Source organism: Xylanimonas allomyrinae, assembly GCF_004135345.1.
GTDB classification, from domain to species: Bacteria; Actinomycetota; Actinomycetes; order Actinomycetales; family Cellulomonadaceae; genus Xylanimonas; species Xylanimonas allomyrinae.
The window spans coordinates 841,181-855,255 of the sequence record NZ_CP035495.1; the positions used below are offsets into that span (position 1 = coordinate 841,181).

The following is a 14,075-nucleotide window of genomic DNA, read 5'->3' on the forward strand; positions in this document are numbered from 1 at the left end:
TCAGGCCGGGCACAGCGCCACAGACCCTGTCCGCACGACTCCTTGTCCACATCGGAGCATTCACTTCATGACCATCTCTACCACGAGGTCCGTCCCGCAGGTCGCCGTCAACGACATCGGCACCGAGGAAGACCTTCTTGCCGCCATCGACGCCACCATCAAGAACTTCAACGATGGTGACATCGTCGAGGGCACGATCGTCAAGGTCGACCGCGACGAGGTCCTCCTCGACATCGGCTACAAGACCGAGGGCGTGATCCCCTCGCGCGAGCTGTCCATCAAGCACGACGTCGACCCGTCCGAGGTCGTGAACCTCGGAGACGTCGTCGAAGCCCTGGTCCTCCAGAAGGAGGACAAGGAAGGCCGCCTGATCCTGTCCAAGAAGCGCGCACAGTACGAGCGCGCCTGGGGCACGATCGAGAAGATCAAGGAAGAGGACGGCGTCGTCACCGGCACCGTCATCGAGGTCGTCAAGGGCGGCCTCATCCTCGACATCGGCCTGCGCGGCTTCCTGCCCGCCTCGCTCGTGGAGATGCGTCGTGTCCGCGACCTCCTGCCGTACGTCGGCAAGGAGATCGAGGCGAAGATCATCGAGCTCGACAAGAACCGCAACAACGTCGTCCTCTCGCGCCGTGCCTGGCTCGAGCAGACGCAGTCCGAGGTGCGCTCGACCTTCCTGCAGACGCTGCAGAAGGGCCAGGTCCGCCCCGGTGTGGTCTCGTCGATCGTCAACTTCGGTGCGTTCGTGGACCTCGGCGGCGTCGACGGTCTCGTGCACGTCTCCGAGCTGTCCTGGAAGCACATCGACCACCCGTCCGAGGTCGTCGAGGTCGGCCAGGAGGTCACGGTCGAGGTGCTCGACGTCGACTTCGACCGCGAGCGCGTCTCGCTGTCGCTCAAGGCGACGCAGGAGGACCCCTGGCAGACCTTCGCCCGCACGCACGCCATCGGCCAGGTCGTGCCCGGCAAGGTCACCAAGCTCGTCCCGTTCGGTGCGTTCGTGCGCGTCGAGGACGGCATCGAGGGCCTCGTGCACATCTCGGAGCTCGCCGTGCGTCACGTCGAGCTGCCCGAGCAGGTCGTCACGGTCGGCCAGGAGGTGTTCGTCAAGGTCATCGACATCGACCTGGAGCGCCGCCGCATCTCGCTGTCGCTCAAGCAGGCCAACGAGGGCGTGGACCCGGAGTCCGAGGACTTCGACCCGGCGCTGTACGGCATGGCCGCCGAGTACGACGAGAACGGGGAGTACAAGTACCCCGAGGGCTTCGACCCGGAGACCAACGAGTGGCTCGAGGGCTTCGAGACGCAGCGCGAGGCGTGGGAGGCCGAGTACGCGAAGGCGCACGAGCGCTGGACGGCTCACCGCGAGCAGGTGCGTGCGGCCTACGCCGCCGACGCCGACGCCGCGGCCGACACGGGTGCCGGCGCGTCGTCGTCGTACTCCTCGGCCGCTCCGGCCGTCGAGGCCACGGGCACGCTCGCCTCGGACGAGGCGCTCGCCGCTCTGCGCGAGAAGCTCACCGGCAACTGACCGCCTGAGCCGATCGGCTGATCGCACGCGAAGGCCCGCCACCCGACAGGGTGGCGGGCCTTCGCCGTTGTCTAGGGTGGCCGCATGCCTTGGCACACTCGCGCGTCGCGCACCGTCTACGAGAACCGCTGGATCCGTGTCCGGGAGGACGACGTCGAGATGCCTGACGGCAGGGACGGGATCTACGGCGTCGTCGAGCTGCGCCACCCCGCGGTCTTCGTCGTGGCGCTCGACTCCGACGACCGCGTGCTGCTCGTGGACGTCGACAGGTACACGGTGGGACGTTCGCTCGAGGTCGTGGCCGGTGGCAGCGACGGTGAGCCGGCGCTCGTCGCCGCCCAGCGCGAGCTGCGCGAGGAGGCGGGGCTCGTGGCGGACGAGTGGGTGCGGGCGGGGGCGATGAACGCGCTCAACGGCGTGTGCGTGGCGCCGGAGGTCGTGTTCGTCGCGCGCGGACTGCGCCCCGTAGGCGACGCGGCCGAGGCGGCCGCGGCGAGGGCCGAGGAGGGCATCGTGCAGGTGCGCTGGGTGCCGGTCCGTGAGACGTTCGCGATGATGGCGGGCGGCGAGATCACCGACGGCGAGACGATCGCCGCCCTTGCCCTCGCGCACGCGGCGGGGCTGGTCACCACGAGCTGAGGCGAGCGCGGGGGTTCCGCACGGGAGGAGCGCGCTTTGGACGTTGCCGTGTCAGGGGCCGCCGGGCTCGTCGGGCGTGCGTTGTGCGTGTCGCTGGAGGCGGACGGGCATCGGGTGGTCCCGCTCGTGCGGCCGGGGAGGCCGGGCGGCGGTGTGGCCTGGGACCCGGTGGGCGGCACGATCGATGCTGCGGGGTTGGAGGGCATCGACGCCGTGGTCCACCTCGCGGGTGCGGGCGTCGCGTCCCGTCCGTGGACGGCGGCGCACCGTGACGCCGTGCTGCGCAGTCGCGTGGAGGGCACGGCGCTCGTGGCGGGTGCGCTGGCGCGGCTCGCGCACCCGCCGCGCGTGCTGGTCTCGGGGTCGGCGATCGGCTACTACGGCAGTCGGGGCGACGCGGTGCTGACCGAGGCAGCGGGCGCGGGCGACGACTTCCTCGCGTCGGTCTGTGTCGCCTGGGAGGCTGCGACCGGGGCCGCGCAGGCTGCCGGGATCCGCACGGTCCACGTCCGCACGGGCATGGTTCTGGCGTCTGCGGGTGGCGCGCTCGGCCCGCAGCGCCTCCTGTTCCGGCTCGGCCTGGGCGCCAAGGCCGGTACCGGCACGCAGTGGATGTCGTGGATCCACCTCGACGACGAGGTGGCGGCCATCCGCCACGCGCTCGTGACCGACGCGCTGTCGGGCCCGGCCAACCTCGTCGCCCCGCACCCGGTCACCCAGGCCGAGTTCGCTCGCGCGTTCGCCGCGTCGCTGGGGCGGCGCGCGCCGCTGACCATCCCTCGTGCGGTCACGCGCCTTCCGCTCGGCGTGGGAGCGCTGGCCGACGCGCTGCTCTTCGCGAGCCAGCGCGTCGAGCCTGCGGCGCTCCTGCGCAGCGGCTTCCGGTTCGCCCATCCGTGGGTCGGGGAGGCGCTCGCGTCGCTCTGAGCGGGCTCCCGGCGCTCAGACGGTCGTCGTGTCCGCGAACTGCGTCGCGTACAGGTCGGCGTAGAGGCCGCCCGCCGCGAGCAGCGCGGCGTGCGTGCCCGACTCGGCGACCCGCCCGTCCTCGAGGACGACGATGAGGTCGGCCGCGCGCACGGTCGACAGCCGGTGCGCGATGACCAGGCTCGTCCGTCCGGAGAGCGCGACGTCGAGGGCGGCCTGCACGGCGGCCTCGCTCTCGGAGTCGAGGTGCGCGGTCGCCTCGTCGAGCACGACGACGTCGGGCGCCTTGAGCAGCAGCCGGGCGATGGCCAGGCGCTGGCGCTCGCCGCCCGACAGGCGGTAGCCGCGGTCGCCGACGACGGTCTCCAGGCCCTCGGGCAGCCCGGCGACGAGGTCCCAGATGTGGGCGCCGCGCAGCGCGGCCGCGAGCTCGGCGTCGGTGGCGCCGGGGCGCGCGTAGCGCAGGTTCTCCGCGATGGTGTCGTGGAAGAGGTGGGCCTCCTGCGAGACGACGCCGACGGTGCCGCGCAGCGAGTCGAGCGTCACGTCGCGCAGGTCGAGTCCTGCGATGCGCACGGACCCGGACGTCGGGTCGTACATGCGGGACACGAGCTGGGAGACCGTCGTCTTGCCAGCGCCCGACGGACCGACGAGGGCGACCATGGCGCCGGCGGGGACCGCGAAGGAGACCTCGTGCAGGGTGTCGCCCACGGGGTCCTTGCGGAGCGTTGCGACCGCCTCGAGCGAGGCGAGGGACACCTCGTCGGCACGCGGGTAGCGGAACGTGACGGCGTCGAGCTCGATGCTCGCGCCGCGCGCGGCGACGGCGCGGCGCAGGTCGGCGGCGTCGGGCTTCTCGGCGACGGAGGGCTCGAGGTCGAGCACCTCGAGCACGCGCTCGAAGCTCACCAGCGCCGTCATGACGTCGACCTGCACGTTGCTCATGGCGGTGAGCGGCCCGTAGAGGCGGCCGAGGTAGGCGGTCAGCGCGACGACGACGCCCACGGTCAGCTCGCCCGAGATCGCCTCGAGCCCACCGAGCCCGTACACGACGGCGACGGCGAGCGAGGCGAGCGTCGTCAGCCCGACGCGGAACCAGGTGCCCAGCAGGGCACGGCGCACGCCGAGGTCGCGCAGGCGGCGAGCCAGGGCCCGGTACCGCTCGGACTCGCGGGCGGGGTCGCCGAAGACCTTGGCGAGATGCGCCCCGGCGACGTTGAACCGCTCGTTCATGAGCTGCCCGGCGTCGGCGTTGAGCTCGTAGCCCTCGCGCGTCAGGGTGGCCAGCCGCTTGCCGAACCATCGGGCGGGCAGCACGAACGCCGGCAGCAGCACGAGCGCGAGCAACGTCAGCCGCCAGGACATCGCGAGCATCGCGGCGAGCGTGAAGGTGATGGTCAGTCCGTTGGAGACGACCGTCTGGAGGGTCGAGGTGAACGCCTGCTGGGCGCCGAGCACGTCGCCGTTGAGGCGTTGCACGAGGGCGCCGGTGCGGGTTCGGGAGAAGAACGCGAGCGGCATCCGCTGGACGTGGTTGAACACCGCGGTGCGCAGGTCGAGGATGAGCCCTTCGCCGACGAACGAGGAGACCCAGCGCTCGGCGACCGACAGGCCGGCCGAGAGGATCGCGAGCAGCGCCGCGCCGGCGGCGAGCGTGACGACGAGGCCGCGGTCGCCCGCGCCGATGCCGTCGTCGATGAGGTGGCGGAACAGCAGCGGTGTCGCGGCGCCCGCGGCGGCGTCGAGCGCGAGCAGCACGAGGAAGAACGCGAGCCGGCCGCGGTAGGGCCGGGCGAAGGTGAGCACGCGGCGCAGCGTCGTGCGCGCCAGGCGGTGCTCGGTGACGGACGAGTCCTGGAGGAAGGTCCGCATTCCGCGGCCTGCGCCGCGTCCGCCCATGGCGGGGGAGTGAGGCATGGTCATGTGGCCTCCTGGGGTGTCGGGGTGGAACTTGGTGAGTCTAACTCAAGATGTGTGAACCTCAGAAGTTGCGATAGTATTCCCCGCATGGAGCACCAGCACGACGACGTCGCCTGGGCCTTCGTCGACGCACTGCACGCGGCGAGCCGCAGCCTGCGCCGCGACACCCTTGCCGCGGGGACGACCGGGGTGAGCCCCGGGCAGCTGCGGCTGCTGCGCACCCTGGCGCACGCCCCCGGTCCGCTGCGCGCCGTCGACCTCGCCGACGCGCTCGGCGTCGCGCCCCGATCCGTCACTACCAAGGTCGACCAGGCCGAGGAGGACGGGTTCGTGCGGCGTCTGGCCGATCCGAGCGACCGCCGCGCCCGCCTCGTCGCGCTCACCGACGCGGGTCGCGAGGCCCTCGACCGGGTCTCGCTCGAGCGCCGGCGCGGTGCCGCGCAGCGCCTTCGCCGGCTGTCGCCGACCGAGCGCGAGGAGCTCGTGCGGCTGCTGCGCGTCGTCGCCGCCGACGACTAACGGCAGGATGGGTCCCATGCTTCGCATCGGCCTCACGGGCGGGATCGCCGCCGGCAAGTCCGTCGCGTCACGTCGCCTCGCCCAGCTCGGCGCCGTCGTCGTCGACTACGACCAGCTCGCTCGTGAGGCGGTCGAGCCCGGCTCGGCAGGCCTGGAGCAGGTTCGCGAGGTCTTCGGACCGGGCGTCATCGCCGCCGACGGGACCCTCGACCGGGCCGCACTGGGTGCGCGCGTCTTCGGCGACGACGAGGCGCGGCGCGCGCTCGAGCGCATCGTCCACCCCGCGGTGCGGCGCCTGGCCGCCGAGCGTGAGGCGGCCGCCGCCGCGCGCGACCCGCGCGCCGTCGTCGTCCACGACATCCCCCTGCTGGTCGAGACGGGGCAGGCCGACCGGTTCGCCGTGGTCGTCGTCGTCGACGCACCCGCCCCGCTGCGCATCGCGCGCCTCGTGAGCCGGCGCGGGCACGACGAGGAGGCCGCTCGCGCGCGGGTCGCGGCGCAGGCCACGGACGAGGAACGCGTCGCCGCGGCCGACGTGCTGCTCGACGGCACCGGCTCGGAGGAGAACCTGCGTGCTCAGGTCGATGCGCTGTGGGACCGCGTCGCCGCAGACGCCGCAGCCGGCGTCGAGGCGAGGCCCTCGAGCTGAGGCGGCAGCCCGGCGTCGTGCTCCAGCCACCCGACCGCCTCGGCGTGGACCACGATGCGGTGGTCGTTGCCCCACGCGCCTTCGGTCACCGAGTGGCAGGACACGAGCGTCAGGTAGCGACCGTCGTCGGGCATGCCCTGCGGGGCTCGCGCCAGGACGGCGGCCCCCTCGTTCGGCGCGACGAGGTAGCCGGGCACGCGGACCTCGTAGACGAACCAGGCGTCGGCGGTCTCCACGACCACGCTGTCGCCCTCGACGAGCTTGTCGATGTGGAGGAAGTTGTCGCCGTAGGTGCGGCGGTGACCGGCGAGGGCCATGTTGCCGACCTCGCCTGGGCCCTGGCTCTGCGGGAACCAGCCGGCCGCGCCCGACGACAGGACGGCCGGCGTCACCCCGGCCTTGATCGGCGTGCGTCCGTCGTTGGTGTCCCGCTGGACGCCCTTCTCGCCCGCCCAGGCGGGGATCCACAGCGTGCCGATGACACCGTCGCGCGGCCCGGAGGGCGCGTTCTCGAAGTCGGTGCGCAGCTCGGTCACCTGGTGCGGCAACGGGTTCTCCTGGGCGAACGCTCGCAGCTGCGCAGACTCCTCGCGGTTGGCGACCCAGGACGTCCCGAGGTTCTGCCAGACCCACGTGCCGCCGACCGCGAGACCCGCGAGGAGCGCAAGCGCGGCAGCGATCCGCAACGGGTCACGGCGACGTGACATCGGCGGTCCTCTCGGTCGGTGGTCCGGCCAGGTGCCGGGCGCGCGCGCGGTCGGCGCGGTCGAGGGCGCAGCCGACAAACGCGGCACCCACGACGCTGACCACGAGGGTAGCGGACCACCAGGCGACGCCAGGCTCCGCGGAAGCATCGGCAAGGTGGTGGGTTGCGTGCGGGCCGTCGTCGGCGAACGTGCGGTGGCCGCGAACGAGCAGCCGGTGCGTGCTGAGCCCGGTCGGCGTGCAGGTCACGAGCGTGACGAGGTCCTGATCGGGGACGGGATGCAGCAGAGAGTCGTCGTCCGGCTCGACGACGGCGATCGAGTCGACCTCGTAGACGAGGCGTCGTCCTGCGACGTCGAGCGTAAAGACCGCGCCGACCTCGACGCGGTCGAGGTGGGTGAACAGCTCGGCGCCGGCGAGTCCCGAGTGCGCGGAGATGACCGCGTGCGTGCCGCGCCCGCCGACGGGCAGCGACGTCCCGTGCAGGTGCGCCGCCCCACGCGCCGGAACCTCGTCACCCGTGTCGTGCAGGACGGGCAGCGCCAGCCGCAGAGACGGGATCGTCAGGGCGGCCATGATCGTGCCGCCCGGCGGCGCGAGCTGTGCGCGGTACGAGCCGCCGGTCCCGTCGCCCCCGTCCCGGTCGCCCCGTGCGAGACGGGCGTTGTACTCGTGCGCGGCGGCCAGCAGGCGCTGCTGCTCCGCGTCCGGGAGCGCGGTGACGGCCTGCCCGTAGGACGCGAGCGACCGCGACTGGTCCCGCGTGGCGAACCCTCGCGACGCCGTGGGGAACAGGAGCAGCCCGGCCCCGATCGCGACCAGGGTCACGAGAGCGAAGGTTCGTCGGGACACGGGCTGCATCGGCTCGGGAACCTCAGCGCCTGGAACGCGGACGGGACCGGACCACGAGGGTCACGGCGCCCGCGAGCACGAGAGCGCCCCGAGGGTGAGCGGCCACGTCCCGGCGCCGCCGGTCTGAGGCAGGGTCGGGTCCTGGTCGATCTGCACGTTCGTCACGGTGAGCGTGGTCGTGGCGCTGTCGACGGTGAAGGGGATCGGCTCGGTCAGGCGTGCGTACCCGGCAGGCGCCTGGACCTCGACGAGCCAGTAGAACCAGGTCGCGTCGTCCCCCGGAGCGAGCGGGCCGCCGTTGGCGAAGGTGCCGTGCCTCAGCGTTCCCGACGACGTCCGGCCGGTGCCGTCGGTGGGCTCAAGGGGTGCGACGACCTTGGCCGCGGTGAAGTCCTGGACACGGGCGGCCCAGACCTCGAACACCGCGCCGGCCAGCGGACGGCCGGCGCGGTCGGCCTTCATGACCTCGAGCCGTCCCCAGTGGGTCTCGACGCTGTCGGTGGTGATGGCGAGCGTGGGGTTGCGGTTGATGTCGGCCGTTGCCGCGTTCGCGATGGCGCCCGTCCCGGTCACGGTCGTCTCGAACGTGAGGACGACGGTCGCGCCCACCGCGTCGTCGGCCATGAGCCGGGCGATGCCGACGTCCGTGAACTCCAGCTGGACGACGCCGGCCTTGTGCGTGACGACGTACTCCAGGGGAGTGAAGGCTGTCGGCGGACGCTGGTCGGCCGTGACGAGGCTGACCGCGGGCACCTGGTCTGCGACGTAGGCCAGCCGTGGGTCGAGCTCGTCCCTGATCGTGAACGACGTCAGCGGGACCGGGGGGACCGTGAACGCGACGGTCCAGGTGACGGGGCCGACCGCGCCGAGGTCGGAGACGGTCTTCGTGCCGTCGCTCTCGACGTCGCTCTTGGGATACGCGGCGACGTCGTAGAGCCACGCTCCGGGACGGACCGGGTCGGCGAAGGGGATGCTGACCCAGAAGTCCTGTGCGGCGGCCACCCCTGCCGGCGCGTCGGTCTGCGAGACGCGGTAGACGCCCAGCGGCAGGAGCGCGAATGTGGCCTGGCCCGCGCGGTCGGTCACCCTGGGCGGCTCCGGTGCGTCGAACGTCGCGGCGGCAGTCCGGTCCAGCGACGGCGGCGCGGCGAGGAACGCCTGCGCGGTCTGCCAGCCCGCGCTCGTCGAGAGGTCGACGGGCTCCGCGCGGTAGGTTGCCAGGCGCTCGACGGTGAACTCGACACCGGCGATCGCCTGCGGCGACGCGCCGTCCTGCGGGGACCGGTTCTTCGTCACGGTGATCGATCCGGTGCGCTGCTGGTCGATGCCGGCGGCACCGGCGGCACTGGCGGCACTGGTCGTCCAGGCGGCAAGGAGCGAGGCGGCGAGGAGCGCCAGGCCGACCCTGCGGGCAAGCCGAGTGTGGGTGTGCATCGCGTGTTCCTGAGTGTGGGTGGTCAGCGGGATGGTTCCGCATGGCGCGGGCGCCGGTCGCGTAGGCGATCGCTCGCAAGGAGGGGGATCGTCGCGAGGCAGGAGAGCAGTCCCGCTGCGAGAATCGCGTGCTCCAGCAGGCGGTCGCCCCCAGCCTCGGGCAGCCGGAGGCCGGGGAGGTTCATGACCGTCAGGTGTGGTCCTTCTCCGGACGCCACGGTCTGGGGGTCGGCCAGCGAGACCTGCGGGTGGGGTTCGACGAGCTCGATGCGCCCGCTGTCGTGCACGACCAACGGCACTGCGCCGACGAGCGCCTGGTAGCCGTCCGGTGCGCGCGTCTCGGTGAGCCAGTACCGCCCGGGCGAGAGCCCTTCCGCATGGAACAGGGAGCCGTCCTCGGTGCGGACCGGGATGCTGTCACGGCCGGGGGCGCCGTCGTCGTCCGGGTGCAGCGCGAACGACGCACCCGAGAGGGGCTGGGGCCCGCCGTCCGGCGTGGGGCCGACCTTGAGGAGGCGCAGGTCGTGCAGGAGCGAGTTGGTGAGCGTGACCGTGACCGGGCCGGCCGGCAGGGTGAGCTCCGCGCCGGCGAGCTCGGCGCCGTCCACGGTGAACGACGGCGGCGCCCAGGCGACGGGTTGGCCCGTGGGCAGGGTCTCGGAGAACGCGACGACGTCGCCGGGGCTGAGCCCGTCGGGACCGGCGACGGGTGTCCCGTCTCGCGGGACGGCGAGGCAGGCTGGCGTGCCGTGGTTGACCGTGTAGCAGACCTCGAAGGTGGCAGGCTCCAGCAGGTCGGCCGCCGCTCCCTCGAGCCTCTTCTCGATGCTGAAGGAGGCAGTCGTGGCCGGATCGCCCGAGTCGTTCGGGTCGGCGGAGTCGCTCGGGTCGGCCGTGGCCGTGTTCGTCAGCGTGATGTCGACGACCTCGGTGCCCTCGACGGTGAGCACGCCCCGGGCAGCGCGGTTCCGGCGACCGAGAACGACGGCTCCTGCCACCGCACACCGTCGACCTGCGGGAGCTCCTCGGCGAAGGCGACCTTGTCGCCGGGTGCCAGACCCTCGATGCTGAGGGGTTTCGGTTCGCCGTCGGCGGTGACGACGACCTGCTGCGGATCGCCGTCGTTGACCTGGTACGTGACGGTGAACGACAGGCCGCCGTCGACGAGCCCGGACCCGTCGCCCACGACCACCTTCCGCAGGCGGAGGGACGGTTCGGGATCCTGGGCCGTCCAGTCCTGGGGCCGCACGACGTCTCGTCGGCCCCGGTCCACGGGTAGTTGTGGTGCTCGTGCCCGACTCCGGGGTTCTGCGTCAGGTCTCCACCGACGTAGAGGCGCCCGTTGGTCGACACGTCCGAGGTGACGTCTGCGTGTGGGGCGAGGATCGAGCCGACGGTCTGGGAGACGGCCCCGGCGATGGCGAGCGCGCGCGCCTCGGGGAAGTTCCACATCAGCGCAGAGGCGCCGGCGCCCACGTTGGCGTTGTCCATGACCGCGCCGTTGATCGTGACCGCGGCGACGTGGCGCAGCGTCGCGGACCGCCCGAGGACGTTGATGACGACGGGCGCGAACCCGTTCGCAAGGTCGCCGGGGATGTTCGTGAAGGCGAACGCCTCCCACCGGTCGAGGTCCGCGGCGGAGACGTCGAAGACCTGCGGCACCGATGTGCCGTCGCCGCGAAGCTCGCCCTGCTTCGACCAGTCTCCCTGGCTCACGCTCCCGGTGGGGGCGAGTGCGGCCAAGTCCTCGGAGAGCGTGGTGATCGCCTCGAGCATGCCGCTCCAGGGCTCGACGGCGGCGGCCCGGAGTCTGGTCTGGACCGTGCCGCCGTAAGGGGTGATGAGGCGACTGCCGTTGCTGGCGGTCACCTTCGCGATGGTCCCCATGCCCGCGGCGAACGGCGTGGCCTTGGGAAGGACCGTGCCGCCGATGCGGGCGCGGCCGCCGATCTCGCGGTCGCCGACGGAGATCGTCTGATCGGCCGTCTTCATCACGACGTTGCCTCCGACGGCGAGGATCACGTCGTTCTCGGGCGGGACGATGCCGGAACCTCCGCCGACGACGCCGATGCCGAAGTGCTTGGTGTTGGCGGCCTCGCGGGCGAACGTGGCGTCGCCGAGCACGACGTGCTGGCCCTCGACCTCGGCCTTCGCCCCGCCGACCGTCCAGTTGCCGCCGACGAAGACCGCGACGTTGGGGTCGCGGTACCTCGGCTGGGCGGTGCCCAGGCCGGGCATCGAGTCGATCTCGGGGCATCCGGGAGTCGCCGGGCCGGTGTCCGTGGCGCCGGCCGTGTGAGGTGCCGGCGGGGAGGCGACGGCCGAGGGCGAGCCCGTGGCGACGAGAGCAACGACGGCGGCTGCCACGATCGCGACGACCGCCGGGGACCCGTTGCCCCGGCGCCCAGAGCCGAGGGAGATCCCAGGCCTCATCGTGCCGTGTCTGTTGCGCTGGTGTGCCCCCATGCGATCCAGGGTGCATCGTCCTTGAGACAATGGTGCTGAAAGGTGACGCGATCTGGCTGTTGCGTAAAGGTTTAGTAATGTCCTGACCTCATATGTTAGGAATCCTGCCTTGGCGTCCGATGATCGTTCCGTCAGGGGCGGCAGGTCACCCGGCGGGCACCCTTGGCCCGCTCCCCGCAGTGTCGGTGGCTCGGCTTACGGTGGGGCATGCGACCCGTGACCGACCTGCAGCGCACGGTGGCCCCGTTCGAGGTCATCTCGGAGTACACGCCGTCAGGCGACCAGCCGACGGCGATCGCCGACCTCACCCGGCGCATCCAGGCGGGGGAGAAGGATGTCGTGCTCCTCGGCGCGACCGGCACGGGCAAGAGCGCGACGACGGCCTGGCTCATCGAGCAGCTCCAGCGGCCCACGCTCGTGATGGCGCCCAACAAGACGCTCGCGGCCCAGCTCGCCACCGAGTTCCGCGAGCTGCTGCCGAACAACGCCGTCGAGTACTTCGTCTCCTACTACGACTACTACCAGCCCGAGGCGTACATCGCGCAGACGGACACCTACATCGAGAAGGACAGCTCGATCAACGACGAGGTCGAGCGGCTGCGCCACTCCGCGACGTCCTCGCTGCTCACGCGGCGTGACGTCGTCGTCGTCGCCTCCGTGAGCTGCATCTACGGCCTGGGCACGCCGCAGGAGTACGTCGACCGCATGGTCCGGCTCGACGTCGGCGACGTCGTCGAGCGTGACGACCTGCTGCGGCGGTTCGTGCAGATGCAGTACACGCGCAACGACATCGCGTTCACGCGCGGCACCTTCCGGGTGCGCGGCGACACCGTCGAGATCATCCCGGTCTACGAGGAGCTCGCGGTGCGCATCGAGTTCTTCGGCGACGAGATCGAGGCGATCCAGACGCTGCACCCGCTCACGGGCGACGTGGTGCGCGAGGAGCAGAGCGTCTACCTCTTCCCCGCGACGCACTACGTCGCCGGGCCCGAGCGGATGGAACGGGCCATCGGCGGCATCGAGAAGGAGCTCGAGGAGCGGCTTGCCGCGCTGGAGAAGCAGAACAAGCTCCTCGAAGCGCAGCGGCTGCGCATGCGTACCACCTACGACATCGAGATGATGCGCCAGATCGGGTCGTGCAACGGCATCGAGAACTACTCGATGCACATCGACGGTCGCGCCTCCGGCACCCCGCCGCACACGCTGCTCGACTACTTCCCCGAGGACTTCCTGCTGGTCATCGACGAATCGCACCAGACGGTGCCGCAGATCGGCGCGATGTTCGAGGGCGACATGTCCCGCAAGCGCTCGCTCGTCGAGCACGGGTTCCGCCTGCCGTCCGCGATGGACAACCGCCCGCTGCGCTGGGAGGAGTTCGTCGAGCGCATCGGGCAGACGGTCTACCTGTCCGCCACGCCCGGGGCGTACGAGCTCTCGCTGTCCGACGGCGTGGTCGAGCAGGTCATCCGGCCGACGGGCCTGATCGACCCCGAGGTCGTGGTCAAGCCCACGACGGGGCAGATCGACGACCTGCTCGAAGAGATCCGCGTGCGCACCGAACGCGACGAGCGTGTGCTGGTCACGACACTGACGAAGAAGATGGCCGAGGACCTCACCGACTACTTCCTCGAGAAGGGCGTGCGCGTCCAGTACCTGCACTCCGAGGTCGACACGCTGCGACGCGTCGAGCTGCTGCGGGAGCTGCGCCTGGGGCAGTTCGACGTGCTCGTGGGCATCAACCTGCTGCGCGAGGGCCTCGACCTGCCCGAGGTGTCCCTCGTCGCGATCCTCGACGCCGACAAGGAGGGGTTCCTGCGGTCGGCGACGTCGCTGATCCAGACGATCGGCCGAGCCGCCCGCAACGTCACCGGCCAGGTCCACATGTACGCCGACAAGGTGACCTCGGCCATGGCGCAGGCGATCGAGGAGACCAACCGCCGCCGGGACAAGCAGATCGCGTACAACCGCGACAACGGCATCGACCCGCAGCCGCTGCGCAAGAAGATCGCGGACGTCACCGACATGCTCGCGCGCGAGGACATCGACACCCAGCAGCTCCTCGCCGGCGGCTATCGCAAGGCGGTCGACGGCACCGGACGCAAGGCCAAGGCTCCCGTGCCCGGCACCCCCAAGGAAGGCGCCACGACAGGCAACCGGCTGGCGGGCGTCGCGGCGAGCGAGCTCGCCGAGCTCATCCAGGAGCTGTCGGACCAGATGCACGCGGCGGCCGCCGAGCTGCAGTTCGAGGTCGCTGCGCGCCTGCGCGACGAGATCTCGGGGCTCAAGAGAGAGCTGCGGCAGATGCGGGCGGCGACCGCCTGAGCGCCGCGGATCGGCTAGGGTTTCCCGCCGGAGGGGAGTACCTCACCTTGGTCGAGTCGTCAGCACGGCGAGCAGCGTGGCTCTCCCGGCTCGGTTGCTCGCGTCGTCGGC

12 protein-coding genes and 1 pseudogene are annotated in these 14,075 nt (G+C 71.9%); 6 read left to right on the forward strand and 7 right to left on the reverse strand.

Going from position 1 to position 14,075, the window contains the following annotated elements; all coding sequences use genetic code 11:
* The first annotated feature begins 67 nt into the window (after positions 1 to 67).
* From rpsA to ET495_RS03765, 3 genes are all read left to right on the forward strand, one after another.
* On the forward strand, positions 68 to 1,531 hold the full coding sequence (gene rpsA, locus ET495_RS03755; protein WP_129202712.1) for a 30S ribosomal protein S1: 1,464 nt from the start codon (positions 68 to 70) through the stop codon (positions 1,529 to 1,531).
* A gap of 84 nt (positions 1,532 to 1,615) precedes the next feature.
* Positions 1,616 to 2,170: an NUDIX domain-containing protein gene (locus ET495_RS03760; protein WP_129202714.1), complete on the forward strand. Its 555-nt coding sequence runs from the start codon at positions 1,616 to 1,618 to the stop codon at positions 2,168 to 2,170.
* Between the two features lie 36 nt (positions 2,171 to 2,206).
* The gene (locus tag ET495_RS03765) at positions 2,207 to 3,097 is read left to right on the forward strand and encodes a TIGR01777 family oxidoreductase (protein ID WP_129202716.1); all 891 of its coding nucleotides are present in this window, start codon (positions 2,207 to 2,209) and stop codon (positions 3,095 to 3,097) included.
* Positions 3,098 to 3,112: 15 nt separating this feature from the next.
* On the opposite strand, the gene ET495_RS03770 is transcribed toward ET495_RS03765, so the two are convergent.
* Positions 3,113 to 5,020, reverse strand: coding sequence for an ABC transporter ATP-binding protein (locus tag ET495_RS03770; RefSeq protein WP_129202718.1), 1,908 nt, complete (start codon positions 5,018 to 5,020; stop codon positions 3,113 to 3,115).
* 84 nt (positions 5,021 to 5,104) lie between these two features.
* Here ET495_RS03770 and ET495_RS03775 point away from each other — a divergent pair, with 84 nt between their 5' ends.
* Together ET495_RS03775 and coaE are read left to right on the forward strand one after the other, a co-directional pair.
* Entirely contained in the window at positions 5,105 to 5,536 is a 432-nt protein-coding gene (locus ET495_RS03775; protein WP_129202720.1) for a MarR family winged helix-turn-helix transcriptional regulator, read from the forward strand.
* A gap of 16 nt (positions 5,537 to 5,552) precedes the next feature.
* Positions 5,553 to 6,185, forward strand: a complete 633-nt coding sequence (gene coaE / locus ET495_RS03780; protein WP_129202722.1) for a dephospho-CoA kinase — start codon at positions 5,553 to 5,555, stop codon at positions 6,183 to 6,185.
* Here the strand turns inward: coaE and ET495_RS03785 are convergent.
* The 6 genes and pseudogenes from ET495_RS03785 to ET495_RS19620 all read right to left on the reverse strand — a co-directional run.
* Positions 6,113 to 6,892 (reverse strand): sortase domain-containing protein, encoded by a 780-nt coding sequence (locus ET495_RS03785; protein ID WP_162616356.1) that lies wholly within the window; start codon positions 6,890 to 6,892, stop codon positions 6,113 to 6,115. The two genes, coaE and ET495_RS03785, sit on opposite strands and share 73 nt — an antisense overlap.
* Positions 6,876 to 7,742 (reverse strand): class C sortase, encoded by an 867-nt coding sequence (locus ET495_RS03790; RefSeq protein ID WP_162616357.1) that lies wholly within the window; start codon positions 7,740 to 7,742, stop codon positions 6,876 to 6,878. The genes ET495_RS03785 and ET495_RS03790 overlap by 17 nt, the downstream gene beginning before the upstream one ends.
* Positions 7,743 to 7,802: 60 nt before the next feature.
* The gene (locus ET495_RS03795) at positions 7,803 to 9,176 is read right to left on the reverse strand and encodes a SpaH/EbpB family LPXTG-anchored major pilin (protein ID WP_129202728.1); all 1,374 of its coding nucleotides are present in this window, start codon (positions 9,174 to 9,176) and stop codon (positions 7,803 to 7,805) included.
* A 23-nt stretch (positions 9,177 to 9,199) separates the two neighbouring features.
* The gene (locus tag ET495_RS17520; protein ID WP_162616358.1) at positions 9,200 to 10,126 is read right to left on the reverse strand and encodes a prealbumin-like fold domain-containing protein; all 927 of its coding nucleotides are present in this window, start codon (positions 10,124 to 10,126) and stop codon (positions 9,200 to 9,202) included.
* Positions 10,084 to 10,425, reverse strand: a complete 342-nt coding sequence (locus tag ET495_RS17525) for a DUF5979 domain-containing protein (RefSeq protein WP_162616359.1) — start codon at positions 10,423 to 10,425, stop codon at positions 10,084 to 10,086. The genes ET495_RS17520 and ET495_RS17525 overlap by 43 nt, the downstream gene beginning before the upstream one ends.
* A 74-nt stretch (positions 10,426 to 10,499) precedes the next feature.
* Positions 10,500 to 11,642 (reverse strand): annotated as a pseudogene (locus tag ET495_RS19620) (choice-of-anchor A family protein); the annotation flags it as partial.
* A 207-nt stretch (positions 11,643 to 11,849) separates the two neighbouring features.
* On the opposite strand from ET495_RS19620, the gene uvrB reads away from it, so the two are divergent.
* On the forward strand, positions 11,850 to 13,964 hold the full coding sequence (uvrB, locus tag ET495_RS03805) for an excinuclease ABC subunit UvrB (RefSeq protein ID WP_129202732.1): 2,115 nt from the start codon (positions 11,850 to 11,852) through the stop codon (positions 13,962 to 13,964).
* Positions 13,965 to 14,075: the final 111 nt, after the last annotated feature.

Coding starts and splice junctions, on each gene's coding strand:
- rpsA (WP_129202712.1), top strand. CDS start 68: ATGACCATCTCTACCACGAGGTCCGTCCCGCAGGTCGCCGTCAACGAC.
- ET495_RS03770 (WP_129202718.1), bottom strand. CDS start 5,020: ATGACCATGCCTCACTCCCCCGCCATGGGCGGACGCGGCGCAGGCCGC.
- uvrB (WP_129202732.1), top strand. CDS start 11,850: ATGCGACCCGTGACCGACCTGCAGCGCACGGTGGCCCCGTTCGAGGTC.
- coaE (WP_129202722.1), top strand. CDS start 5,553: ATGCTTCGCATCGGCCTCACGGGCGGGATCGCCGCCGGCAAGTCCGTC.
- ET495_RS03760 (WP_129202714.1), top strand. CDS start 1,616: ATGCCTTGGCACACTCGCGCGTCGCGCACCGTCTACGAGAACCGCTGG.
- ET495_RS03785 (WP_162616356.1), bottom strand. CDS start 6,892: ATGTCACGTCGCCGTGACCCGTTGCGGATCGCTGCCGCGCTTGCGCTC.
- ET495_RS03795 (WP_129202728.1), bottom strand. CDS start 9,176: ATGCACACCCACACTCGGCTTGCCCGCAGGGTCGGCCTGGCGCTCCTC.
- ET495_RS03775 (WP_129202720.1), top strand. CDS start 5,105: ATGGAGCACCAGCACGACGACGTCGCCTGGGCCTTCGTCGACGCACTG.